Origin of the sequence: Pseudomonas sp. SDI (genome assembly GCF_003105155.1) — a bacterium.
Lineage (GTDB): Bacteria > Pseudomonadota > Gammaproteobacteria > Pseudomonadales > Pseudomonadaceae > Aquipseudomonas.
This window is the reverse complement of record NZ_QETK01000017.1, coordinates 1-20,294: the sequence shown is the minus strand read 5'-3', so window position 1 is coordinate 20,294 and position 20,294 is coordinate 1. Positions and strand designations below refer to the sequence as shown.

Annotated in this window: 23 protein-coding genes and 2 tRNA genes; 9 read left to right on the top strand and 16 right to left on the bottom strand. The window is 62.6% G+C overall.

What is annotated here, in order from left to right; all coding sequences use genetic code 11:
- Positions 1-91: 91 nt before the first annotated feature.
- The 5 genes from DCO48_RS13005 to DCO48_RS12985 form a co-directional block, all read right to left on the bottom strand.
- Positions 92-167 (bottom strand) — tRNA-Thr (locus DCO48_RS13005).
- Positions 168-264: 97 nt separating this feature from the next.
- Positions 265-507, bottom strand: a complete 243-nt coding sequence (locus DCO48_RS13000; protein WP_133247609.1) for a hypothetical protein — start codon at positions 505-507, stop codon at positions 265-267.
- A gap of 6 nt (positions 508-513) precedes the next feature.
- A complete protein-coding gene (locus DCO48_RS12995; protein ID WP_116551015.1) occupies positions 514-897 on the bottom strand; it encodes a hypothetical protein in 384 nt (127 codons plus the stop codon).
- 18 nt (positions 898-915) lie between these two features.
- Entirely contained in the window at positions 916-1,122 is a 207-nt protein-coding gene (locus DCO48_RS12990) for a helix-turn-helix transcriptional regulator (RefSeq protein ID WP_116551014.1), read from the bottom strand.
- Between the two features lie 9 nt (positions 1,123-1,131).
- Positions 1,132-1,710, bottom strand: coding sequence for a hypothetical protein (locus DCO48_RS12985; RefSeq protein ID WP_116551013.1), 579 nt, complete (start codon positions 1,708-1,710; stop codon positions 1,132-1,134).
- A 533-nt stretch (positions 1,711-2,243) separates the two neighbouring features.
- On the opposite strand from DCO48_RS12985, the gene DCO48_RS12980 reads away from it, so the two are divergent.
- Complete coding sequence (locus DCO48_RS12980; RefSeq protein ID WP_116551012.1) at positions 2,244-2,606, top strand: multidrug/spermidine efflux SMR transporter subunit MdtJ; 363 nt, start codon at positions 2,244-2,246, stop codon at positions 2,604-2,606.
- Complete coding sequence (gene mdtI / locus DCO48_RS12975) at positions 2,600-2,929, top strand: multidrug/spermidine efflux SMR transporter subunit MdtI (protein WP_116551011.1); 330 nt, start codon at positions 2,600-2,602, stop codon at positions 2,927-2,929. The genes DCO48_RS12980 and mdtI overlap by 7 nt, the downstream gene beginning before the upstream one ends.
- Before the next feature lie 214 nt (positions 2,930-3,143).
- On the opposite strand, the gene DCO48_RS12970 is transcribed toward mdtI, so the two are convergent.
- The 5 genes from DCO48_RS12970 to DCO48_RS12950 are packed head-to-tail and all read right to left on the bottom strand — an operon-like array spanning position 3,144 to position 7,406.
- Positions 3,144-4,361 (bottom strand): methyltransferase, encoded by a 1,218-nt coding sequence (locus tag DCO48_RS12970; RefSeq protein WP_116551010.1) that lies wholly within the window; start codon positions 4,359-4,361, stop codon positions 3,144-3,146.
- 57 nt (positions 4,362-4,418) lie between these two features.
- Positions 4,419-5,108: an ABC transporter permease gene (locus tag DCO48_RS12965; RefSeq protein WP_116551009.1), complete on the bottom strand. Its 690-nt coding sequence runs from the start codon at positions 5,106-5,108 to the stop codon at positions 4,419-4,421.
- Positions 5,105-5,800, bottom strand: a complete 696-nt coding sequence (locus tag DCO48_RS12960; protein WP_116551008.1) for an ABC transporter permease — start codon at positions 5,798-5,800, stop codon at positions 5,105-5,107. The genes DCO48_RS12965 and DCO48_RS12960 overlap by 4 nt, the downstream gene beginning before the upstream one ends.
- A gap of 57 nt (positions 5,801-5,857) precedes the next feature.
- Positions 5,858-6,619, bottom strand: a complete 762-nt coding sequence (locus DCO48_RS12955; protein WP_116551007.1) for an ABC transporter substrate-binding protein — start codon at positions 6,617-6,619, stop codon at positions 5,858-5,860.
- Positions 6,620-6,632: 13 nt separating this feature from the next.
- On the bottom strand, positions 6,633-7,406 hold the full coding sequence (locus tag DCO48_RS12950; RefSeq protein WP_116551006.1) for an ABC transporter ATP-binding protein: 774 nt from the start codon (positions 7,404-7,406) through the stop codon (positions 6,633-6,635).
- Between the two features lie 626 nt (positions 7,407-8,032).
- On the opposite strand from DCO48_RS12950, the gene gabP reads away from it, so the two are divergent.
- Positions 8,033-9,427, top strand: coding sequence for a GABA permease (gene gabP, locus DCO48_RS12945; protein ID WP_116551005.1), 1,395 nt, complete (start codon positions 8,033-8,035; stop codon positions 9,425-9,427).
- A 64-nt stretch (positions 9,428-9,491) separates the two neighbouring features.
- Here the strand turns inward: gabP and DCO48_RS12940 are convergent, their stop codons facing one another.
- The 6 genes from DCO48_RS12940 to DCO48_RS12915 all read right to left on the bottom strand — a co-directional run bounded on the left by DCO48_RS12940 (position 9,492) and on the right by DCO48_RS12915 (position 14,923).
- On the bottom strand, positions 9,492-9,926 hold the full coding sequence (locus tag DCO48_RS12940; RefSeq protein ID WP_116551004.1) for a hypothetical protein: 435 nt from the start codon (positions 9,924-9,926) through the stop codon (positions 9,492-9,494).
- Positions 9,927-9,995: 69 nt separating this feature from the next.
- Positions 9,996-11,015 (bottom strand): polyphosphate kinase 2, encoded by a 1,020-nt coding sequence (ppk2, locus tag DCO48_RS12935; RefSeq protein WP_116551003.1) that lies wholly within the window; start codon positions 11,013-11,015, stop codon positions 9,996-9,998.
- A gap of 176 nt (positions 11,016-11,191) precedes the next feature.
- A tRNA-Phe gene (locus tag DCO48_RS12930) sits at positions 11,192-11,267 on the bottom strand.
- Between the two features lie 91 nt (positions 11,268-11,358).
- Positions 11,359-11,631, bottom strand: a complete 273-nt coding sequence (locus DCO48_RS12925; RefSeq protein ID WP_116551002.1) for an oxidative damage protection protein — start codon at positions 11,629-11,631, stop codon at positions 11,359-11,361.
- Complete coding sequence (gene mutY / locus DCO48_RS12920) at positions 11,628-12,695, bottom strand: A/G-specific adenine glycosylase (RefSeq protein WP_116551001.1); 1,068 nt, start codon at positions 12,693-12,695, stop codon at positions 11,628-11,630. The genes DCO48_RS12925 and mutY overlap by 4 nt, the downstream gene beginning before the upstream one ends.
- Entirely contained in the window at positions 12,692-14,923 is a 2,232-nt protein-coding gene (locus DCO48_RS12915; protein WP_116551000.1) for an AsmA family protein, read from the bottom strand. The genes mutY and DCO48_RS12915 overlap by 4 nt, the downstream gene beginning before the upstream one ends.
- Before the next feature lie 308 nt (positions 14,924-15,231).
- Between DCO48_RS12915 and DCO48_RS12910 the strand changes: the two genes are divergently transcribed.
- The 6 genes from DCO48_RS12910 to hisF all read left to right on the top strand — a co-directional run bounded on the left by DCO48_RS12910 (position 15,232) and on the right by hisF (position 20,260).
- Positions 15,232-16,890, top strand: coding sequence for an OFA family MFS transporter (locus tag DCO48_RS12910; protein WP_116550999.1), 1,659 nt, complete (start codon positions 15,232-15,234; stop codon positions 16,888-16,890).
- A gap of 228 nt (positions 16,891-17,118) precedes the next feature.
- Entirely contained in the window at positions 17,119-17,712 is a 594-nt protein-coding gene (gene hisB, locus DCO48_RS12905) for an imidazoleglycerol-phosphate dehydratase HisB (RefSeq protein ID WP_028942262.1), read from the top strand.
- On the top strand, positions 17,712-18,350 hold the full coding sequence (gene hisH / locus DCO48_RS12900; protein ID WP_116550998.1) for an imidazole glycerol phosphate synthase subunit HisH: 639 nt from the start codon (positions 17,712-17,714) through the stop codon (positions 18,348-18,350). Before hisB ends, hisH begins: the two co-directional genes overlap by 1 nt.
- Positions 18,350-18,610 (top strand): DUF2164 domain-containing protein, encoded by a 261-nt coding sequence (locus DCO48_RS12895; protein WP_116550997.1) that lies wholly within the window; start codon positions 18,350-18,352, stop codon positions 18,608-18,610. Before hisH ends, DCO48_RS12895 begins: the two co-directional genes overlap by 1 nt.
- Positions 18,611-18,652: 42 nt before the next feature.
- Positions 18,653-19,402, top strand: a complete 750-nt coding sequence (gene hisA / locus DCO48_RS12890; RefSeq protein ID WP_116550996.1) for a 1-(5-phosphoribosyl)-5-[(5-phosphoribosylamino)methylideneamino]imidazole-4-carboxamide isomerase — start codon at positions 18,653-18,655, stop codon at positions 19,400-19,402.
- A gap of 87 nt (positions 19,403-19,489) precedes the next feature.
- On the top strand, positions 19,490-20,260 hold the full coding sequence (hisF, locus tag DCO48_RS12885) for an imidazole glycerol phosphate synthase subunit HisF (RefSeq protein WP_116550995.1): 771 nt from the start codon (positions 19,490-19,492) through the stop codon (positions 20,258-20,260).
- Positions 20,261-20,294 lie beyond the last annotated feature (34 nt).

The window sequence follows — 20,294 nt, the reverse complement described above, 5'->3', positions numbered from 1 at the left end:
ATCCGACGGAACGCCAAAACGAAAAAACCCGCCAGAAGGCGGGTTTTTCGGGGGTTCCAGAGATTTTGAAAGCTTTCTATGGAACCTTGAATGGTGCCGGCACCAGGAATCGAACCCGGGACCTACTGATTACAAGTCAGTTGCTCTACCATCTGAGCTATACCGGCAGTAGGGCCGCTATTATAGCCATCGGTTTGGTTCTGTAAACCACTTCCTATCACTACGTAGCAAACCCTTGCCCCACGGGGCTTGTAGGCGCCTCCGCTACCAGCCGCGATGCATGCTGTTGACGCTCGGTTCCGCCTTGCTCGGGTCGAACAGCATCGGCTTGTCGTGGTGGCAGCCGCGCTTGGTGCAGTGCAGCTGGTTGCGCCACAGCGGGTCGCTCGGCTTGTTCATGCTGTTGAGCTGGTACCACTCCGGCGTCTCCGGGAACATTTTCATGTCCGAACAGCCACTCATCATCATTGTCAGCAGCACCAGGGCAAGCGCATTGTCCATTTTCATGTCCATCTAGTCCTTGTTGAGGATTTTCTGAATCGTGCCGCCACAACCCTGGTAGCACTGGTCGTAATCGCGCTCGCAACTGAACGTCGAACCCCTGCTGTACGGGTAGCTCGGGTAATAACAGCTACGCCGCGCCTCTTTGCTGCTCTTGCCGGCCTGGCACAGTTGATAGGTGTTGAGATTGGCCTGGTAGATCGCCCGCTCGCTGCTCTCCTGCATGCGCACCAATTGCCCGCAATGGCTACGCTGCTGCGAACACGAACTGATGCAGTTCAGGCCATGCGCGCTCGGAGGAGGGGAGTAGCGGTAGGTGTAGCTGGGGCCGCAGCCGCTAAGTAAGCCGACGGCCAGAAGCAGCGCACCGAGGCGCCAGAAAGATGATTTGCCCACGCGTTGCCATTTCCTTGTTCATTCCTCACTGAACTCCAGCAAGTCACCCGGCTGGCAGTTCAATGCACGACACAACTTCTCCAGGGTCTCGATCTTGAAACCCTTGATCTTGCCGTTTTTCAGCAACGACAAATTAGCTTCGGTAATCCCAATAATCTCGGCCAGGTCCTTGGAACGGACTTTGTTTCTGGCCATGACGACATCAAGCCGGATGATTATTGGCATGGGCGAAAGCTAGACATAACAGTTGTGTTCATCGCTGATGGTTTTGGCGTCACGCATGAGGAGAGAGAAGGCGCACAGCAAAATGCCTTTCATGATCCCGTAGACAGCCTGCGATGATACACCGATCGAGAAACTGAAGCTTCTTTCGCCTTGTGGCAGGTCGATGGCGAAGCCCAGGCCCTGCAAGGTCCAGATCACCGGCCAGAGCAACGGCATGCCAATGCACAACAGGCCCACCCACCACAACAGTTCGATGTTCTGCGTGGTCCAGGTTTCGCCCCGCGACACGCGCAGGAAGAACAAACCGGTCAGCGCCAACGCCAACGCCGAGACCACCATCGGGATCAGGTCCAGGCCGATCACCACACCCAGCGCCAACGCCGAAGGCTGGTAACCGGGGGCGGCGAGCATCGGCATCTGGTCGGCAAAGCTCTGCAGGTAAGCCGACTGCACGTCGGCGAAGTCGAACACCCACATCACTACGCCGCCACCGAACTCAACAACCCCGGTGCCCCAGGCGAGCACCGCAGCGAATGCACCGATCACCCGTAAGCGTGACCTTGCGTACGCCACTGTCTTGCTGTTCATGGATTGCCTCCTTGTCGATTTGAGCGGGAGGCATTATTGAGTAGAAATTATCGTATTACAATAATTAATTATTGAATTTAGGCTTGTGCGACATTTTGTCTCGGAGCCGGCCTTGCCGGCGCGGGGGGCTTTAACGGCGGCAGATCTGGACGCTGCGCTGAACGTATCGCTGGCAATGCCGAGTCGTCGCACCGCAGCTCCCCCAGGAGCCTTGTGCGATAAGGGCTGGCGGGGTTTGGGCAAGAGGCTGGCCAGTGCTTGATTAATATAATTTACGAACCTTTCACCAGCCTTTAAGGGCTTTCCCCTGTAATACGAATACAGGCCGCGACAAATCATTAGTCATTCTCTATCGGTTTGACTTAAACGATTCCCTCAGTTAATTTGTTGTTCATTATGTTGAACACTCAAGCGTTACCGCTCCTCACCTCTCGCCTGGTCTCCCGTGAACGTCACTGGACCGGCGATCTCTAGCTCCTCCCATTTTCGGCACCTGCACTGTCTGAATTTTCCTATGCCCATGGGAGGGCATCATGCGTTCCTGGATTTATCTGTTAATCGCCATTGTTGCCGAAGTGATCGGCACCACCTCGATGAAATTCGCCAGCGATTCGGCCTTGCTCGGCCACGGCCTGATGTACGGCATGATCGGTTTGTCCTATGGCTTCCTCGCGCTGGCCGTTAAGCGCGTGCCGCTGGGCGTCGCTTACGCCCTGTGGGAAGGCATCGGCATCGTGCTGATCACCCTGGTCAGCGTTACCTGGCTGGGCGAAAGCCTCGGTCTGCTCAAGGCCCTGGGCCTGGGCGTGATGATCGCCGGCATCCTGCTGATCAAGTCGGGTACGCGCAGCGCCACGGCCGTTCGTGAAAATGCACAGGAGGCCCTGCCATGCTGAATTCGAACCTGATGCCGTTCGCCTGGCTGGGCCTGGCGATCGTGCTGGAAGTGCTCGCCAACCTGCTGCTGAAATACTCCGACGGCCTGCGCAAACGCTGGATCGGTGCCGTCTCGATTGTCTGTGTGCTGGCCGCGTTCACCGCGCTGGCGCAGGCGGTCAAGGACATCCCGCTGTCGATGGCCTATGCCATCTGGGGTGGCTTCGGCATCCTCGCCACCGTCGCCATGGGCTGGGCCCTGTTCGGCCAGCGTCTGGCCGGTCGCGGCTGGCTCGGCCTGCTTCTGCTGGTCGGCGGCATGGGCCTGCTCAAGCTCGCTTAGCGCGTTTTGTTCAATCGCTTATGCACAAGGCGCATGCCAGCCAGGCGCCGTGGGCATCGCCGGCCGGCAATTTCTACGCGTTTGCGCAAATGGCTGTTTTTTCTGATGTTTAAAACATGAACAAAAAATGACCAGGCGATTAAAGCGCTTGGATCCATGATTTTTCATGGTGCCCGCGCAACATTGCCCACAGAGTTATCCACAAGCTGAAGGCTTACTCGCGCTCCGCCAGCAGCATCAGGTTGCGCGGGGTCAGCGGGTGTGGGCAAAACACGCCAAGGGTCACGTCAAAGCCCTGCTCGCGCAGGTACAGCGCGCGATCGAGCACCAGCCACAGTTCCAGCGGGCGGCGGAACAGGTTGCGCAGCAGTTCGAGGTTGCGCACTTCAGCCAGGCGCGCTGTGCCGGCGGCTTCCAGGGCGGCCCAGTCGGGGTTGCCCAGCAGCGTCAGGCCTTTGAGTTGGGCCAGGTCGCGGCAGTACGCGTCGAAGGGCTTGTTCAGCCAGTTGCTGGGCAGCGACGGGGTGGGCAGGTACTCGTCGCACTGGCGCTGCTGGCGTTGCAGCAGGTCGAAGCCCAGCCGGCGCGCCATCGACTGGTCGCGTTGGCGGCGCACCCGGCTGCCGGCGGTAACCGTTTCGCTCAAGGGCAAGCCCAGGTCATCGATGGACAGCTCCAGCGCCGAGGCCTGCGCGGCTGTGGATAACGCCGTGTAGCGCGGCCCCTGCGTGCGGTTGTAACAGCATGGCGCAATGGCCAGCTGGCGGCAGCCGGCGGCGCTGGCCAGTTGCATCAGGCGCACATGCAGGTCGCCACAGGCGTGCAGGGCGACCGGGGTGTGGCTGGCGTCGAGTTGCCCGGCGGCGTCGGCGGCCAGCACATCCTGCAAGCGATGCGCGGCCGCCAGGCGATGATGGGCGCTGAGCGCCTGCCCGGCCTCGACCAGCGCCGCATCGAACTCCAGGCAGGTCAGTTGCTGGCCGCCCCGCAGCAACCGCCGCCCCAGATGACCCTTGCCGGAACACCAGTCCAGCCAGTGCTGCGGCGGCCGGGCAAAGTTCAGGTGGCTGCCGAAGGCTTCGATCTGCTGCCATTTACGCCCGGGCACATCGACATTCAAGCGCGCGTCCGGGGCATGCAGCGGCGTTGTGGATAACTCGCCCAGCGCCGCCAGCGCGCTGGCCTGCGCGGCAATCTGTGGATAAGGCGCCGGCGCCGGCAATGCCTCAGGCTGGTTGTGCGCCGCTTCCGCCTGCTCCAGCGACCGCCCGCGCAGCCAGCTGGCCAGCGCCGGATGCTCGGCTTCCCAGGGCAGGTGCAGGGCGGTAAACGGACGCGGGCGCCACAAGCGCTGGTAGGTCAGCAAAAAGCTGTCCAGGGCCTGGAAGCGGCTCAGCAGTTGGTCGCCGCGCAGGGCGTTGGCTTCGGTCATGAGCAAGGCGGGGATGACGGGGATGGCGCCAGTCTGCGCCAACCCCGTCGGCCGGGTCTAGCGACCCTGGCAGGCATCCACTCGCAACCAGCGCTCCAGCAGCTTGAAGCCCTGGACCAGCAGGAAGGAGATCAGCAGGTAGAACAGCCCGGCGGCGAAGAAGATCTCCACCGGCATGTAGGTGCGGGCAATGATCGTACGTGCCATACCGGTCAGTTCCAGCAGGGTCACGGTGCTGGCCAGGGCGCTGGCCTTGAGCATCAGGATCACTTCGTTGCTGTAGGCCGGCAAGCCGATGCGCGCCGCCCGTGGCAGCAGAATGTAGAACATCGCCTTGGCCTGGGACATGCCCAATGCCCGTGCTGCCTCGATCTCGCCCTTGGGGATGGCCTGCAGCGCGCCACGCAGGATCTCGGCGATGTAGGCGGCGGTGTGCAGGGTCATGGTCAGTACGGTGCACCAGAACGGATCGCGCAGGTACGGCCACAACGCGCTGTTGCGTACCGCGTCGAACTGCGCCAGGCCGTAATACACCAGGAACAGCTGCACCAGCAGCGGCGTGCCGCGGAAGAAGAAGATGTAGCCGTAGGGCAGGGCGCGTACGTACCACAGCCGCGACGAGCGGGCGATCCCCAGCGGGATGGCCAGGATCAGGCCGGCGATGACCGCGATGGCCACCAGTTCCAGGGTCAGCGTCGCGCCCTGGGCCAGGCGCGGCAGCCACTTGATGATGACTTCCCAGTTCATTGGTTCGGCCTCGCGAAACCGCGCGCGGCGCGTTTTTCCATGAAGTGCATGCCAATCATGGCCAGAACGGTCAAGCCCAGGTACATGAGGGCGGCGACCACGTAGAAGGTGAACGGTTCTTTGGTCACGGTCACGGCGGTTTGCGAGCGACGCATGATTTCTTCCAGGCCGATGACCGAGACCAGTGCCGTGTCCTTCATCAGGATCATGAACAGGTTGCCCAGGCCCGGCAGGGCAATCCGCCACATCTGCGGCAGGATCAGTTTGGAAAGGATCCGCCCTTTCGACAGGCCCAAGGCCAGGCCGGCCTCGCGGTGGCCCTTGGGGATGGCCAGGATCGCACCACGGAACACTTCCGTGGCGTACGCGCCGAAGCACAGGCCCAGGGCAATGACGCCCGCGGCGAAGGCACTCAGCGCGAGGTCGGGAATATTCAGCCACGCGCCAATCTGATTCATCAGGCTGACGGTGCCAAGGTAGATCAACAGCACCCACAGCAGCTCGGGTACGCCGCGCACCAGGGTGGAATAGAAGCCGCCCAGCCATTGCAGCGGTTTGTACGGCGAGGTTTTCGCCAGGGCGCCAAGCAGCCCCAGTACCAGCCCCAGACACAGGGCCGACAACGCCAGTTTTACGGTCATCAGTGTGCCGGCCAGAAGCGCCGGACCGAATCCGTGGAGATCAATATTCATGGGCAGGTTTGTTCAAGGGACCGGCAGCGCCACACGGGCGCTGCCAATCGGGGCGAATCAATAGATGCTGAACGGGAAGTACTTGTCGTTGATCTTCTTGTAGGTGCCGTCGGCAACGATTTCCTTCAGTGCGGCGTTCAGCTTGTTGCGCAGTTCGTTGTCGCCTTTGCGCACGGCAATGCCGACCTTGTCGCTGTCGTTGACCGGGTCGCCCTTGAACTCGTAGTTCTTGCCCGCGTCGGACTTCAGCCAGTCGTAGTTGGCGTACTTGTCGGCGAGGATGGCGTCGAGGCGGCCGGAGGTCAGGTCGAGGTAGGCGTTTTCCTGGCCGTCATACAGGTTGACCTTGAACTCGCCGTCCATGCCGCCGTTGTCGTCCAGCCACGTAGCGGCCTGGGTGGCGCGCTGGGTGCCGATGGTCTTGCCCTTGAGCGAAGCGCGGTCGGTTTTGAAGTCGACGTTTTTCGGCGCGATGAACTGTTGCTTGTTCGAGTAGTACGGGTCGGTGAAATCAACCGCCTGCTTGCGCTCGTCGGTGATCGACAGCGAGGAGATCAGGAAGTCGAACTTCTTGGCGTTGAGTGCCGGGATGATGCCGTCCCAGTCGGAGGTAACCACTTCGCACTCGACTTTCATCTTCGCGCACAGGGCGTCGCCGATGTCCTTGTCGAAGCCGACGACCTGGCCGCTGGCATCCTTGTTGTTGAACGGCGGGTAGGCCGCCTCGATGCCCATGCGCAGTTTTTCCGCAGCCATGGCATTGGCCGAGAACACCAGTGTGGCGGCAGCGGCCAGGAGGAATTTCTTGTAGGTCTGCATGCGTGTTGCTCCGTTAGCGGTTGCTGGACATGAATTGTTTACAGCGCGCCGAGTTCGGGTTTTCGAAAACCTGCTGCGGCGTTCCCTGCTCTTCGACCAGGCCCTGGTGCAGGAAGATCACTTCACTGGACACCTGACGGGCAAAATTCATTTCGTGGGTTACCAGCAGCATGGTCCGGCCTTCTTCGGCGAGGGCGCGGATCACGTTGAGCACTTCCTGGACCATTTCCGGGTCGAGGGCCGAGGTGGGCTCGTCGAACAGGATGACTTTCGGTTGCATGGCCAGGGTGCGGGCGATGGCCGCACGCTGTTGCTGGCCGCCGGACAGCTCGGCCGGGTAGCTGTGCCGCTTGTTGTGGATGCCGACCTTGTCGAGCAGCGCTTCGGCGGCTTCGATGGCCTCGGCCTTGCTCTGCCCCAGGACCCGCCGCGGCGCCTCGATGATGTTGTCGAGGATGCTCATGTGCGGCCACAGGTTGAAGTTCTGGAAGACGAAGCCGATCTCGCTGCGCAGGCGATTGATCTGCTTGTTGTCGGCGGCGATCAGTTCGCCATTTTTTGCCGCCTTGAGCTTGAGCTCTTCGCCAGCCACCAGGATCTGCCCCTGGTGCGGGTTTTCCAGCAGATTGATGCAGCGCAGCAGAGTGGACTTGCCGGAGCCGGACGATCCGAGGATCGAGATGACGTCGCCATCGCAGGCGGTCAGGGAAATGCCCTTGAGAATCTCCTGCTCGCCGTAGCGTTTGTGCAGGTTGCGGATTTCCAGCGCGGGCGTGGCCTCAGCCATGTGCGGTCCTCATGTGTTCTGTGCGCTCCTGCTTGTTGGCTGCCTTCCTGGCGAGGCGCCACGCTAGCATAGCGCCCGGATGACAGCCAACAACGGCGGGAGGGGCAATCAGCTGGGCAGGGGGCGGGTGTCGCATTGCGACAGCGGACTGTCGCGCGGATGTCCGCTCACCCCGGTTTCCAAGGCTGGAGCCGTGATGAAAAAAGGCGCGATGGTGCCATTTTTGGCCGCTGCTGGAAAGCCGTATTTGACCGCAGGTACAGGAACCGCCGGCCGTCAGGGGCCTGAATTGGCCAGCGGGTGGTTGCACCCCAGTTGCACCCAAATGCCCCATAAAACGAATGGGGGTGTTACCTAGGTGCACTGCTGGTGCGTCCGTCGGCAATTGTAAGTGAGTATTTCGGTAATCGTCGCTTTTATGGCAAGGTCGGCGGCCTTTCGGTCATCCCGTGGCCGAATGCGCCGTAAGCCTCGCCAATCGTGGGCGTCAGAACTTTCCCGCGAACGGTCATGGATCTGGCTCGGTTATTGCCATCTCACCCCGCCACAGGATGTAGCGGCAGTCCTCACAAGGGGCTGTTGACTGACGACGCGGGATGAACGCCATTCTTTGCAAAGGTAGTTTTATGAGCGGTACGAACAACTCCAATGACCTCGCTCAGGGGCTCAAGCAGCGGCATGTGACCATGCTGTCGATTGCCGGTGTGATCGGCGCGGGCCTCTTCGTCGGCTCCGGCCATGCGATTGCCGAGGCCGGCCCGGCCGTGCTGCTGGCCTATGCCGCGGCGGGTACCCTGGTGGTGCTGGTGATGCGCATGCTCGCCGAAATGGCCGTGGCGTCGCCCGACACCGGCTCGTTCTCCACCTACGCCGACAAGGCCATCGGCCATTGGGCCGGCTTCACCATCGGCTGGCTGTACTGGTGGTTCTGGGTGCTGGTGATTCCGCTGGAAGCCAACGCCGCCGCCACCATCCTGCATGCGTGGTTCCCCGACGTGGCGATCTGGGTATTCACCCTGGTCATCACTCTATTGCTCACCGCCACCAACCTGGCCAGCGTAAAGAACTACGGCGAGTTCGAGTTCTGGTTCGCGCTGCTCAAGGTGATTGCGATCATCGGCTTCATCATTCTTGGCCTGGCAGCGATCTTCGGCTTCATGCCGAACAGCCAGGTCAGCGGCGTCAGCCACCTGTTCGACACCCAGGGCTTCATGCCTAACGGCCTGGGCGCGGTGCTGGCGGCGATGCTGACTACCATGTTCTCGTTCATGGGGACCGAGATCGTCACCATTGCGGCGGCCGAGTCGAAAGACCCAGGCAAGCAGATCACCAAGGCGACCAACTCGGTGATCTGGCGGATCTTCCTGTTCTACCTCGTGTCGATCTTCATCGTTGTGGCCCTGGTGCCATGGAACAACGCAGCGCTGGCTGAAGTCGGTTCGTACCAGACCGTGCTGCAGATGATGGGCATCCCGAACGCCAAGATCATCGTCGACATCGTGGTCTTGATCGCGGTCACCAGCTGCCTGAACTCGGCGCTGTACACCTCCTCGCGCATGCTGTTCTCGCTGAGCAAACGCGGCGACGCGCCGGCCATGGCCCAGCGCACGACCACCAGCGGCACGCCGCACGTGGCCGTGCTGCTGTCGACCGCAGCGGCATTCCTGACCGTGTTTGCCAACTATGTGGCGCCGGCTCAGGTGTTCGAGTTCCTGCTGGCCAGCTCCGGTGCAATCGCGCTGCTGGTGTACCTGGTGATTGCCGTGTCGCAGTTGCGCATGCGTCGTCAGCGCATGGCGCGGGGCGAGACGATCGCCTTCAAGATGTGGCTGTTCCCGGGGCTGACCTGGGCGACCATCGTGTTCATCGTTGGCGTGCTGACGCTGATGCTGATCCGTCCGGACCATCGCGCCGAGATCGTGGCGACCGGCCTGCTGAGCATTGCCGTGGTTGCGGCGGGCCTGCTGGTGGCGCGCAAACGCAAGGCCGAAGGTGTTGGCCGGGCTGTGCTGGATAACTGACACTCGGTTAAACAAAAAGGCCGCGATCTGCAAGGATCGCGGCCTTTTTTGTTGGCCTGTCGCCTCAGCCGAACTTCTTCTGCTTCGAGACGATCTCGGAAGCCGTCACATAGGCGCTCTGGAACTCATCGCTCTCTAGCCACGCCATCGCTTCCTCTTCCTCGGTACCATCCAGCCACTGGCGGTAGGCGCACAGCACCTTGCAAATGTAGTCGGTCGAGTGTTCTTCGCTGTGGCCCTTGAGTACCAGTGCCAGCAAGGGGTCGACCAGGAACACCGAAATCATCGATTCCAGGCTGGTTTCCTGGGCGCTCTTCATCTTGTCGAACAGGGCGTTGTAGCTGCCCGAATCCATCGCCTTGTTGAACACCTGGTCGACGCTGGTGCTGGTGCTCTCGCCGCCGCCCTTGACCGCCTGGCCGCTGCGCACCATGCGGTTCTGCCGCGCCTTGGTCGCGGCGCGTTTGGCGCGTTTCTGTTGCTTGGTAGTGGAGGCCATGGGTGGATCCTTGAGGTAAGACGGCAAATTGGTGCGTATTGAATCGCAGTTTGCCGACAAACCCAAGCCTCAGGCCGGCAGCAACAGTTGGCGGGTACGCTTGGTGTCGCTGCGTTCGTCCTCTTCCAGCCCGCGCGAGGCGCGTCCGACCAGCAGCGGGTCGGGCAGGTGGGCCACCCTGAGGTCCTTGCCAGGGTAGTCCAGCGAGTGCAGGAAGTGACGGATGCAGTTGATCCGCGCGCGCTTCTTGTCATCGGACTTGATCACTGTCCACGGCGCATCGGCGGTGTCGGTGTGGAAGAACATGGCTTCCTTGGCGGCGGTGTACTCGTCCCACTTGTCCAGCGACTTGATGTCGATGGGCGACAGCTTCCAGTGCTTGAGCGGGTCGTCGCGGCGCGAGATGAAGCGGCGCAGTTGCTCTTCGCGGTTCACCGAGAACCAATATTTGAACAGCAGCGTGCCGCTGTTGCAGAGCATGCGCTCCAGCTCGGGTGCCTGGCGCATGAATTCCAGGTACTGATGCGGCGTGCAGAAATCCATCACCCGCTCGACGCCGGCGCGGTTGTACCAGGAGCGGTCGAAGAAGACCATTTCCCCGGCGGTCGGCAGGTGCTGCACGTAACGCTGGAAGTACCACTGGCCCTGTTCCTGCTCGGAAGGCTTTTCCAGGGCGACGATGCGTGCGCCACGCGGGTTCAGGTGCTCCATGAAGCGCTTGATGGTACCGCCCTTGCCGGCGGCGTCGCGGCCCTCGAACAGCACGACGATGCGCTGGCCGGTGTCTTTCACCCAGCTCTGCACCTTGAGCAGTTCGATCTGCAGGGCGTGCTTGGCGTTCTCGTATTCGATGCGGCGCATGCGGCTGCGGTACGGGTAGCTGTCCGGCAGTTTTGCTGCCGTGCTGTCTTCGCTGGAACCGCGTGGCGCCGAAGCGACCTTGAGCGCGGCGGGCTGCTGGCTGATGACGCCGATCTCGGCATCGACCGGCGTGCGGCTGGTGCGTGCCCGGCGTGACCGTGGTGGTTGGCTCGCAGGTGTTGCGCTGGAAGCCTCTGGCAGGGGCAGGGCGGTTGATTCTTCGCTCATGGGGAGGTGGGCCTGTTTAATCCGTTTCGAATGTCCACCTGTCAGCCTAGGGTGGCTGCCGGGCGAAACATTGATGCCGGTCAACAGGCCGGGCGGTAAGCGCTGTTAGCGCACGATTTTTCCCGGCACAAACAAAAAACCCCTGAATCTTTCGATTCAGGGGTTTTGCGTTGTCTTGGTGCCCAGAGACGGAGTCGAACCGCCGACACGTGGATTTTCAATCCACTGCTCTACCGACTGAGCTATCTGGGCAACGGGGCGCATTAAAAGGCTTTTTCAGGTTTGCGTCAACACTATTTTGAAAATTTTTTTAATTAATACCGTCGCTTACGGTTTTCGCCGCTTATTCGCTGGGCGGAACGTAGCCCTCGGCTTTCTCGAACGCTTCGCCGGAGAAGAACTTGTCCATCTCGCCCTGGAGGAATTTGCGGTCCTCGGCGTTCATCATGTTCAGGCGCTTCTCGTTGATCAGCATGGTCTGTTCTTTCTGCCAGTCGGCCCAGGCCTTCTGCGAAATGTGTTCGTAGATGTCCTGGCCCTTGGCACCCGGGTACGGTGGGCGCTCAAGGCCTGGCAATTCTTCGTGGTACTTGCGGCACATTACGGTGCGGGTCATGTCGACTCTCCTGCATTCAAAACGTCGGCCGCGCGTTTCAGCAGTTTTTTCACCGGGGCGGCGAGGCCCAGGCGCGGCGGGGTGGCGAGGTTATACCAGAGCCAGTCGGCATCGGCCATGTGCCCGCCCTGGCGGTCGACATGCACCAGCCACGGCTCGATGGCCAGCTGGAAGTGGCTGAAGGTGTGGGTCAGCCCGCTGAGCGCCTCGGTTCGCGCCAGGCGCAGGCCGTGCTGCTCGACCAGGTCGTCCAGCTGTTGCAGATCGTCCAGCTCCGGCAGGCTCCACAAACCGCCCCACAGCCCGCTGGACGGGCGCCGGTAAAGCAGAATCGCGCCGTCCTCGTTGGCCAGCAGCGGCATCAGCGTGCGCCGTTGTGGCAATTCCTTGCGCGGCTTGGGAATCGGGTAGCGGATCTCCTGGCCGAGCATGTGCGCCTCACAGCCCAGTTGCAGCGGGCAGATCAGGCAGCTCGGCTTGCTGCGGGTACACAGGGTCGCGCCCAGGTCCATCATGGCCTGGGTGTAATCGTTCACCCGGCTGTGTGGGGTGAAGCGCTCGGCGTTGGCCCACAGCGCCTTGGCCACCTTCGGCTCGCCGGGGTAGCCCTCCTGCGCGGTGTAGCGGGCCAGCACGCGCTTGACGTTGCCGTCGAGAATCGGCGCGCGCAGGCCCATGCTGATGCTGGCAATCGCCCCGGCCGTGGACAGGCCGATGCCGGGCAGCTCGGTGAGCTTTTCCACATCGCGGGGAAACTCGCCAGCGTACTGCTCGACCACGATCTTTGCGGTCTTCTGCAGGTTGCGTGCGCGGGTGTAATAGCCCAGGCCGGTCCACAGGTGCAGCACTTCGTCTTCCGGCGCTGCGGCCAGGGCCTCGACGCTCGGCAGGGCGTCCATGAACCGCCCGAAGTAATTGAGTACGGTGCTGACCTGGGTCTGCTGCAACATGATCTCGGAGACCCACACCCGGTATGGGGTGATGCCCTGTTGCCAAGGCAAGTCATGCCGGCCATGGCGGTCGAACCAGTCGAGGACGGCGCTGGAGAATTGTTGCGGACTCATCGTTTGAACAGCCCCTTGAGTGCGTCTTTGAGCTCGGGGCTGACCTTGTCGCCGAGCTTCTCCTCGAGTTTCTGATTGATCCGGTTGCCCAGGGCCTGGCCGGCCAGGTTGCCGACGCCGTCCTTGTCCACCCGGCAGGCCTTGGCGCCCATCTCCAGCGGGCCGCGGCAACGCAACGGCCATTCGAGGCCGGCATAGCGCTCGTTGACCTGGCAGGCCGGGTCGGGCATCTCACGCTTGTCGCCTTCGATGATCACGCCCACGCGGTAGTCCATGCCGAGCACGCGCAGGTCGATATCGCCGTTGCCCTTGAGGGTCAGGCCGGGGATGCGCGCGCGCAGGTCCGGGTTGCTGGCCACACCGTTGCGCAGCACCAGGCTGCCCTTGAGCTCCTGGAACGGCGTGTCCTTGCCGCGTGGCTCGCCGCTCAGGCTCTTGCGGTTGAGCAGGGCGATGCCCTGACACAGCTGCTGTTCAAGGTTGGCATTGACCAGCACGCCATTGTTGATGACGAAGCTGGCGTTGCCGTTCAGCGTGTCGACCAGAGCCTTTTGACTGTTGCCGCTAGCGGTGATCGCGCTGTCGAGGGTCAGCAGGCCTTTGACCGGCGGGGTGTCGGTCTGGCTCTTGATGAAGTGCTCGAGCGGCACCCGGGCAACCTGGGTGCTCAGGCCGATCTGCGGCACGGCCGGGCGCACGTCGAGGCTGCCGTGGCTGGCAAATTCGCCGTTGTAGAGGCCGCCACGCAGCTCGTGCAGGGTCACCAGGCCGTCTTTGGCGGTGGCCTTGAGCACGGCGTCCTGAATCGGCAGTTTCTCCAGGGTCAGCACGCCAATGTTCAGCTCGGCGTGCAGGTCGAGGCTGCGCAGGCGGTCTACCGGCAGCAGCTTGTCGTTGCTCCAGGCGGCTTGCGTGGGGGCGTCCGGCAGCGGCGAGGTGCCCGGGCCGGCCAGCGCGCCGGCTTCCTTGCTTTGCACGTCGGCCTGGCGCGCGGCGCTGGCGCCCTTGGTTTCTTCGCTTTTCGCCGGCAGGTAGCGGTCGGCGTCGAAGCTGTTGCCTTTGAGCTGTACGCGCAGCGCCTGTTTGGCGAAGTCTTCCACCGCCAGGCGGCCCGTGAAGGTGCTGTCGTCGAGCTTGATCGCCAGGTCTTCCAGGGCCAGGCTGCTGGCGCTGCCGTCGAGGCGGCTGACCAGTTCGAACGTGCCCAGGGTGGCCGCATCGGCCATCGGCGGCAGCACCACGCCGACGCTGTCGAGGAACTTGCGCAGGTCGAGCTGGGCGATGGACAGACCACCGGTCAGCTTGGGCGCCTTGTCCAGGTCGCGCAGGTTCAGCTCGCCAATGGCGCGCAACTGGTTGGCGGAAATTTTCAGGCCGTTCCATTCGGCGACATTCGCCGCCAGGTCGACCAGCAACTGGCCCTGGGCGGCGAAGGTCATGTGTTTGCCTTGCAGCGGTTCGCCCGAGGCTTCGCCACTGAGCTTCATGTCTTCGAACTGGTAGCGCTTGAGCGCGCGGTCGAAGCGCAGCTCGCCGGCAAGCTCGGTACGTGCCTTGATGAGCGGGATGCCGACGCCGAGGAAGGCCGTCATCTTCAGCGGAATGTTCAGCCCTTCGTGGACCGCGCCGGTGCTCAACTGGATGCTTTCGGCGGTCAGCGTCTGGCCGTTGCGCGCATCGGTGTAGGTGACGCGGGCGTTGTTCACGGTGAGGCTGTCGATGTCGAGTTTCACCGGGTGCTCGACGGCCGCCGCCTGCGCGGCCGGCCCTTCGCCCGGCGCTGGCGCCGCAGCGCCTTCGACGGTGGGCGGGGCTGCGGCCGGCAGCGGTTTGCCGATGTCTTCCCAGTTGCCGTGGCCGTTTTCGTCGCGGGCCAGGGTCAGGTTCAGGCCTTCGACCCGCACATCGCTCATTTGCACTTCGCGGCGCAGCAGCGGCAGCACACGCACCGACAGGCCGAGCATCTGCAGGTCGGCAAAGGGCACGTTCGGGTTGTTCAGGGTGGCGATGCTCGCCTCGTGCAGCTCCAGCCCCAGCCAGGGGAACAGGCTCCAGCCAATGTCGCCGTTGAGCGTCAGCTCGACGTGGGCCTTGTCGCGTGCCAGCTGGCGGATCTCGTCTTTGTAGTCGTTGGGATCGAAGAGGTGGGTCAGGGCAAAGCCCAACGCCACAATGATCAGCAACAGCCCGAGAACCACCAGCCCCAGGATTTTGCCGAACGCTTTCATGGGCGAGTCCTTGTAGTCCGATTTCTAAAATTAAGCCGCTGAGTATAGCGCTGTGCGTTTGACTGCTGACGGCCGAGTAGTTCTGTCTTGTAGGAGATGTGCTCAGTTGCGCACAAAACGACGGTATCAGTTTGAGGTCAGCGAGCGACGCAAATGCTACTCTTGCGCCGCTCTCGCGCCCTGCTGCGGCGCTTTGTCGCGTGCGAGGGCCGGCGGCCGAAAAAAATGACTCGCTGCCTGTGTGCGCCAAAGTCGACGGCGACCGGTTCGGCCCGAGGGCCCACCACTTCCACGAGGGATAACAATAAATGAGCAGCATCACGGCGGCAGCGGTGCCCAGTGCGCCTGGCTTTTTGTCCAAGGAGCGCATCGTCGCACAACCGGGGTTCAACCGTTGGCTAGTGCCGCCAGCGGCCCTGGCCATTCACCTGTGTATCGGTATGGCCTATGGCTTTTCGGTGTTCTGGTTGCCGTTGTCCAAGGCGATCGGCATCAGCGCGCCGCTGGCTTGTGCGCCGGACATGGGCTTTATCGAGCAGATGTTTTCGGCAAGCTGTGACTGGCCGATCTCCATGCTCGGCTGGATCTACACGCTGTTCTTTATCTTCCTCGGCTGCTCGGCCGCTATCTGGGGCGGCTGGCTGGAGCATGCCGGCCCGCGCAAGGCCGGCGTGGTCTCGGCGCTGTGCTGGTGCGGTGGTCTGCTGATTTCGGCGCTGGGCATCTACCAGCACCAGATCTGGTTGATGTGGCTGGGCTCGGGGGTTATCGGTGGTATCGGCCTGGGCCTGGGCTATATCTCGCCGGTGTCGACCCTGATCAAGTGGTTCCCGGACAAGCGCGGCATGGCCACCGGCATGGCGATCATGGGCTTCGGTGGCGGTGCGATGGTCGGTGCCCCGCTGGCCGCGGCGCTGATGAACCACTTCGCCAGCTCCGAAGGCGTGGGCGTGTGGCAGAGCTTCGTGGTGATGGCGGCGATCTATTTCGTGTTCATGATCGGTGGCGCCCTGGCGTACCGCGTGCCGCCGACCGGCTGGAAGCCCGAGGGCTGGAGCGCGCCGATGAAGAAGGCCAGCAACGCGATGATCACCCACCGCCATGTGCACGTCAGCGTGGCCTGGAAGACTCCGCAGTTCGCCCTGGTGTGGCTGGTGCTGTGCCTGAACGTCTCGGCCGGTATCGGCATCCTCGGCATGGCGTCGCCGCTGTTGCAGGAAGTGTTCGCCGGCAAGCTGCTGGGTAACGACCTGACCTTCAGCCAGCTGGACGCGGCGCAACTGGGCCAGATTGCGGCGATTGCCGCCGGCTTCACCGGCCTGCTCAGCCTGTTCAACATCGGTGGGCGGTTCTTCTGGGCTTCGTTCTCCGACTATATCGGGCGCAAGAACACCTACTTCGCCTTCTTTGCCCTGGGCTTCGCGCTGTACGCGCTGGTGCCGAACATGGGCCACCTGGGCAACATCGCGCTGTTTGTCGCGGCGTTCTGCATCATCCTGTCGATGTACGGCGGCGGTTTCGCCACGGTGCCGGCGTACCTGGCCGACTTGTTCGGCACGCAGATGGTCGGCGCGATCCATGGTCGCCTGCTGACGGCCTGGGCGGCAGCCGGGGTGCTCGGCCCGGTGCTGGTGAACTACCTGCGCGAGTATCAGTTGCGGATTGGCGTGGAGCGCGCGGCCGCCTACGACATGACCCTGTACATCCTCGCCGGCCTGCTGGTGCTGGGCTTTATCTGCAACGCGCTGGTGCGGCCGGTGGCCGACAAGTACTTCATGACCGATGCCGAGCTTGCCGCCGAGCAGGCGCTGGGGCATGACAAGGGTGCCGACAGCAGCACCGTGCTGGAGTGGAAAGCCGCAGCCGGCAGCAAGCCGCTGGTGCTCGCGGCCTGGCTGGTGGTGGGGATTCCGCTGGCTTGGGGGGTGTGGGCGACACTGCAGAAGACGGCGGTGTTGTTCCACTAAAAGCCAAAGCATCGCGGGACGAGTCGGCTCGCCGCACCGCCGCTCTCACAGTGGATATCCTGAATCCTTGTGGGAGCGGGCTCGTCGCGCAATGAATTCGACACAGATTGCCAATTCCCACGCCCAAGGCAGGTAATTCCCCTGCCACATGTCATGTTCGTTTCAAGCCGCGCGCTTCTAGGCCTATAATGGTCACCTTTTTCGCCCAATGATTTTGCGGAGCTGGTGATGGTCGAACGTAAGGCTTCCGTCGAGCGCAATACTCTGGAAACCCAGATCAAGGCCTCGATCAACCTGGATGGCAGCGGCAAGGCCCGATTCGATATCGGTGTGCCTTTCCTCGAACATATGCTGGACCAGATCGCCCGACACGGGCTGATCGACCTGGACATCGAGTGCAAGGGCGACCTGCATATCGACGATCACCATACCGTCGAAGACGTCGGCATCACCCTCGGCCAGGCCTTCAACCAGGCTATCGGTGACAAGAAAGGCATCCGCCGCTACGGCCACGCCTATGTCCCGCTGGACGAAGCGTTGTCGCGGGTGGTCATCGACTTCTCCGGCCGCCCTGGCCTGCAGATGCACGTGCCGTACACCCGGGCCTCGGTCGGCGGTTTCGACGTGGACCTGTTCCAGGAATTCTTCCAGGGCTTCGTCAACCACGCCAACGTCACCCTGCACATCGACAACCTGCGCGGGCACAACACCCACCACCAGATCGAGACCGTGTTCAAGGCCTTCGGTCGCGCCCTGCGCATGGCCATCGAGCTGGATGAGCGCATGGCCGGCCAGATGCCGTCGACCAAAGGGTGCCTGTAATGCAGACCGTCGCCGTTATCGACTATGGCATGGGCAACCTGCACTCGGTGGCCAAGGCGCTGGAACACGTCGGCGCCGGCAAGGTGCTGGTCACCAGCGACGCGGCGGTCATCCGTGAAGCCGACCGGGTGGTCTTTCCCGGTGTTGGCGCGATCCGCGACTGCATGGCCGAGATCCGCCGCCTGGGCTTCGACAGCCTGGTGCGCGAAGTCAGCCAGGACCGGCCGTTCCTTGGCATCTGCGTCGGCATGCAGGCGCTGCTGGAGCACAGCGAAGAGAACGACGGCGTCGACTGCATCGGGCTGTTCCCGGGCAATGTGCGCTTCTTCGGCAAAGACCTGCACGAAGACGGCGAACACCTGAAAGTGCCGCACATGGGCTGGAACGAAGTCAGCCAGGCTGTCGATCACCCGCTGTGGCACGACATTCCGCAGCAGGCACGGTTCTACTTTGTGCACAGCTACTACGTCAGCGCCGGCAAGCCGGCCCAGGTGGTCGGACGCGGGCACTATGGCGTCGATTTCGCCGCTGCGCTGGCCGAAGGCTCGCGCTTTGCCGTGCAGTTCCACCCGGAGAAGAGCCATACCCATGGCCTGCAATTGCTGCAGAACTTCGCTGCCTGGGACGGGCGCTGGTAATGGGCAAGTCCAGGAGCAAGCCGCCGATCCTTAGCCTCACGCCCGAGCAGGAGCGTGAGGCGCTGGACACACTCAAGCGTTTCCTCGAAGACCGTTTCGAGTTGCAGCTGGGTTCGTTCGAGGTGGCCGAAGTCCTGGAACTGTTCAGCAAAGAAATTGCGCCGCACTACTACAACAGGGCGATCTTCGATGTGCAGAACCACCTCAAGGAACGGTTCGAGAGCATCGAAAGCGACCTGTGGGCGCTCGAGAAGAACTGACTTCCCGAGCAACACTGTTTACCGAATAGACAGGTTTTCCAGATGCTGATTATCCCCGCTATCGATCTTAAGGACGGTGCTTGCGTACGCCTGCGCCAGGGCCGCATGGAAGATTCCACCGTTTTCTCCGACGACCCGGTGAGCATGGCCGCCAAATGGGTTGAGGGGGGCTGCCGCCGGCTGCATCTGGTCGACCTGAACGGCGCCTTCGAAGGCCAGCCGGTCAACGGCGAAGTGGTTACCGCAATTGCCAAACGCTACCCGACCCTGCCGATCCAGATCGGTGGCGGCATCCGTTCGCTGGAAACCATCGAGCACTACGTCAAGGCCGGCGTCAGCTACGTGATCATCGGTACCAAGGCGGTCAAGGAGCCGGAGTTCGTTGCCGAAGCTTGCCGCGCGTTCCCGGGCAAGGTCATCGTTGGCCTGGACGCCAAGGACGGCTTCGTCGCCACCGACGGCTGGGCTGAAGTCAGCGCGGTGCAGGTGATCGACCTGGCCAAGCGTTTCGAGGCCGATGGCGTCTCGGCGATCGTCTACACCGACATCGCCAAGGACGGCATGATGCAAGGCTGTAACGTACCGTTCACCGCGGCCCTGGCAGCGGCGACGAAGATCCCGGTCATCGCTTCCGGTGGTATCCACAACCTGGGCGACATCAAGGCCCTGCTCGACGCCAAGGCGCCGGGCATCGTCGGCGCGATCACCGGCCGGGCAATCTACGAAGGCACCCTGGATGTGGCAGAGGCCCAGGCCTTCTGCGACAGCTACGCAGTTAGCTCCAAGCTGTAAGCGACAAGTTGCAAGTTGAAGTTGGGTGCCCTGCTTTTTCTTGCAGCTTGTAGCTAGACGCTTGTAACTGTTAATCGGAGATTAACCATGGCCCTGGCCAAACGCATCATCCCTTGCCTGGACGTCGACAACGGACGGGTGGTCAAGGGCGTCAAGTTCGAGAACATCCGCGATGCCGGCGACCCGGTGGAAATTGCCCGTCGCTACGATGAGCAGGGTGCCGACGAAATCACCTTCCTCGACATCACCGCCAGCGTCGATGGTCGTGACACCACGCTGCATACCGTCGAACGCATGGCCAGCCAGGTGTTCATCCCGCTGACCGTGGGCGGCGGTGTGCGCACCGTGCAGGACATCCGCAACCTGCTCAATGCCGGCGCGGACAAGGTCTCGATCAACACGGCGGCGGTGTTCAACCCGGCGTTCGTCGGTGAAGCGGCGGCGCATTTCGGTTCGCAGTGCATCGTGGTCGCCATCGATGCCAAGAAGGTCTCGGCACCGGGCGAAACCCCGCGTTGGGAAATCTTCACCCATGGCGGGCGCAAACCGACCGGGCTGGACGCGGTCGAGTGGGCGAAAAAGATGGAAGGCCTGGGGGCCGGCGAAATCCTCCTGACCAGCATGGACCAGGACGGCATGAAGAACGGCTTCGACCTCGGCGTGACGCGAGCGATCAGCGATGCGCTGGGCATCCCGGTGATTGCTTCCGGGGGCGTCGGTAACTTGCAACACCTGGCCGACGGGATCCTCGAAGGTCACGCCAGCGCGGTGCTGGCGGCGAGCATTTTCCACTTCGGCGAGTACACCGTGCCGGAGGCCAAGGCCTATATGGCACAGCGCGGGATTGTGGTGCGCTGAAACTCGCTATCGCGGGACCAGCCCGCTCCCACAG

What these genes read in the sequence shown, in the direction of transcription:
- hisA (WP_116550996.1), top strand. Translation starts at nt 18,653, where the DNA reads ATGCTGATTATCCCCGCTATCGATCTTAAGGACGGTGCTTGCGTACGC.
- hisH (WP_116550998.1), top strand. Translation starts at nt 17,712, where the DNA reads ATGCAGACCGTCGCCGTTATCGACTATGGCATGGGCAACCTGCACTCG.
- DCO48_RS12965 (WP_116551009.1), bottom strand. Translation starts at nt 5,108, where the DNA reads ATGAACTGGGAAGTCATCATCAAGTGGCTGCCGCGCCTGGCCCAGGGC.
- mutY (WP_116551001.1), bottom strand. Translation starts at nt 12,695, where the DNA reads ATGAGTCCGCAACAATTCTCCAGCGCCGTCCTCGACTGGTTCGACCGC.
- DCO48_RS12960 (WP_116551008.1), bottom strand. Translation starts at nt 5,800, where the DNA reads ATGAATATTGATCTCCACGGATTCGGTCCGGCGCTTCTGGCCGGCACA.
- hisB (WP_028942262.1), top strand. Translation starts at nt 17,119, where the DNA reads ATGGTCGAACGTAAGGCTTCCGTCGAGCGCAATACTCTGGAAACCCAG.
- DCO48_RS12970 (WP_116551010.1), bottom strand. Translation starts at nt 4,361, where the DNA reads ATGACCGAAGCCAACGCCCTGCGCGGCGACCAACTGCTGAGCCGCTTC.
- DCO48_RS12955 (WP_116551007.1), bottom strand. Translation starts at nt 6,619, where the DNA reads ATGCAGACCTACAAGAAATTCCTCCTGGCCGCTGCCGCCACACTGGTG.
- DCO48_RS12940 (WP_116551004.1), bottom strand. Translation starts at nt 9,926, where the DNA reads ATGGCCTCCACTACCAAGCAACAGAAACGCGCCAAACGCGCCGCGACC.
- DCO48_RS12980 (WP_116551012.1), top strand. Translation starts at nt 2,244, where the DNA reads ATGCGTTCCTGGATTTATCTGTTAATCGCCATTGTTGCCGAAGTGATC.
- DCO48_RS12925 (WP_116551002.1), bottom strand. Translation starts at nt 11,631, where the DNA reads ATGACCCGCACCGTAATGTGCCGCAAGTACCACGAAGAATTGCCAGGC.
- DCO48_RS12985 (WP_116551013.1), bottom strand. Translation starts at nt 1,710, where the DNA reads ATGAACAGCAAGACAGTGGCGTACGCAAGGTCACGCTTACGGGTGATC.
- DCO48_RS12915 (WP_116551000.1), bottom strand. Translation starts at nt 14,923, where the DNA reads ATGAAAGCGTTCGGCAAAATCCTGGGGCTGGTGGTTCTCGGGCTGTTG.
- gabP (WP_116551005.1), top strand. Translation starts at nt 8,033, where the DNA reads ATGAGCGGTACGAACAACTCCAATGACCTCGCTCAGGGGCTCAAGCAG.
- hisF (WP_116550995.1), top strand. Translation starts at nt 19,490, where the DNA reads ATGGCCCTGGCCAAACGCATCATCCCTTGCCTGGACGTCGACAACGGA.
- DCO48_RS12895 (WP_116550997.1), top strand. Translation starts at nt 18,350, where the DNA reads ATGGGCAAGTCCAGGAGCAAGCCGCCGATCCTTAGCCTCACGCCCGAG.
- DCO48_RS12950 (WP_116551006.1), bottom strand. Translation starts at nt 7,406, where the DNA reads ATGGCTGAGGCCACGCCCGCGCTGGAAATCCGCAACCTGCACAAACGC.
- DCO48_RS12990 (WP_116551014.1), bottom strand. Translation starts at nt 1,122, where the DNA reads ATGCCAATAATCATCCGGCTTGATGTCGTCATGGCCAGAAACAAAGTC.
- DCO48_RS13000 (WP_133247609.1), bottom strand. Translation starts at nt 507, where the DNA reads ATGAAAATGGACAATGCGCTTGCCCTGGTGCTGCTGACAATGATGATG.
- mdtI (WP_116551011.1), top strand. Translation starts at nt 2,600, where the DNA reads ATGCTGAATTCGAACCTGATGCCGTTCGCCTGGCTGGGCCTGGCGATC.
- ppk2 (WP_116551003.1), bottom strand. Translation starts at nt 11,015, where the DNA reads ATGAGCGAAGAATCAACCGCCCTGCCCCTGCCAGAGGCTTCCAGCGCA.
- DCO48_RS12910 (WP_116550999.1), top strand. Translation starts at nt 15,232, where the DNA reads ATGAGCAGCATCACGGCGGCAGCGGTGCCCAGTGCGCCTGGCTTTTTG.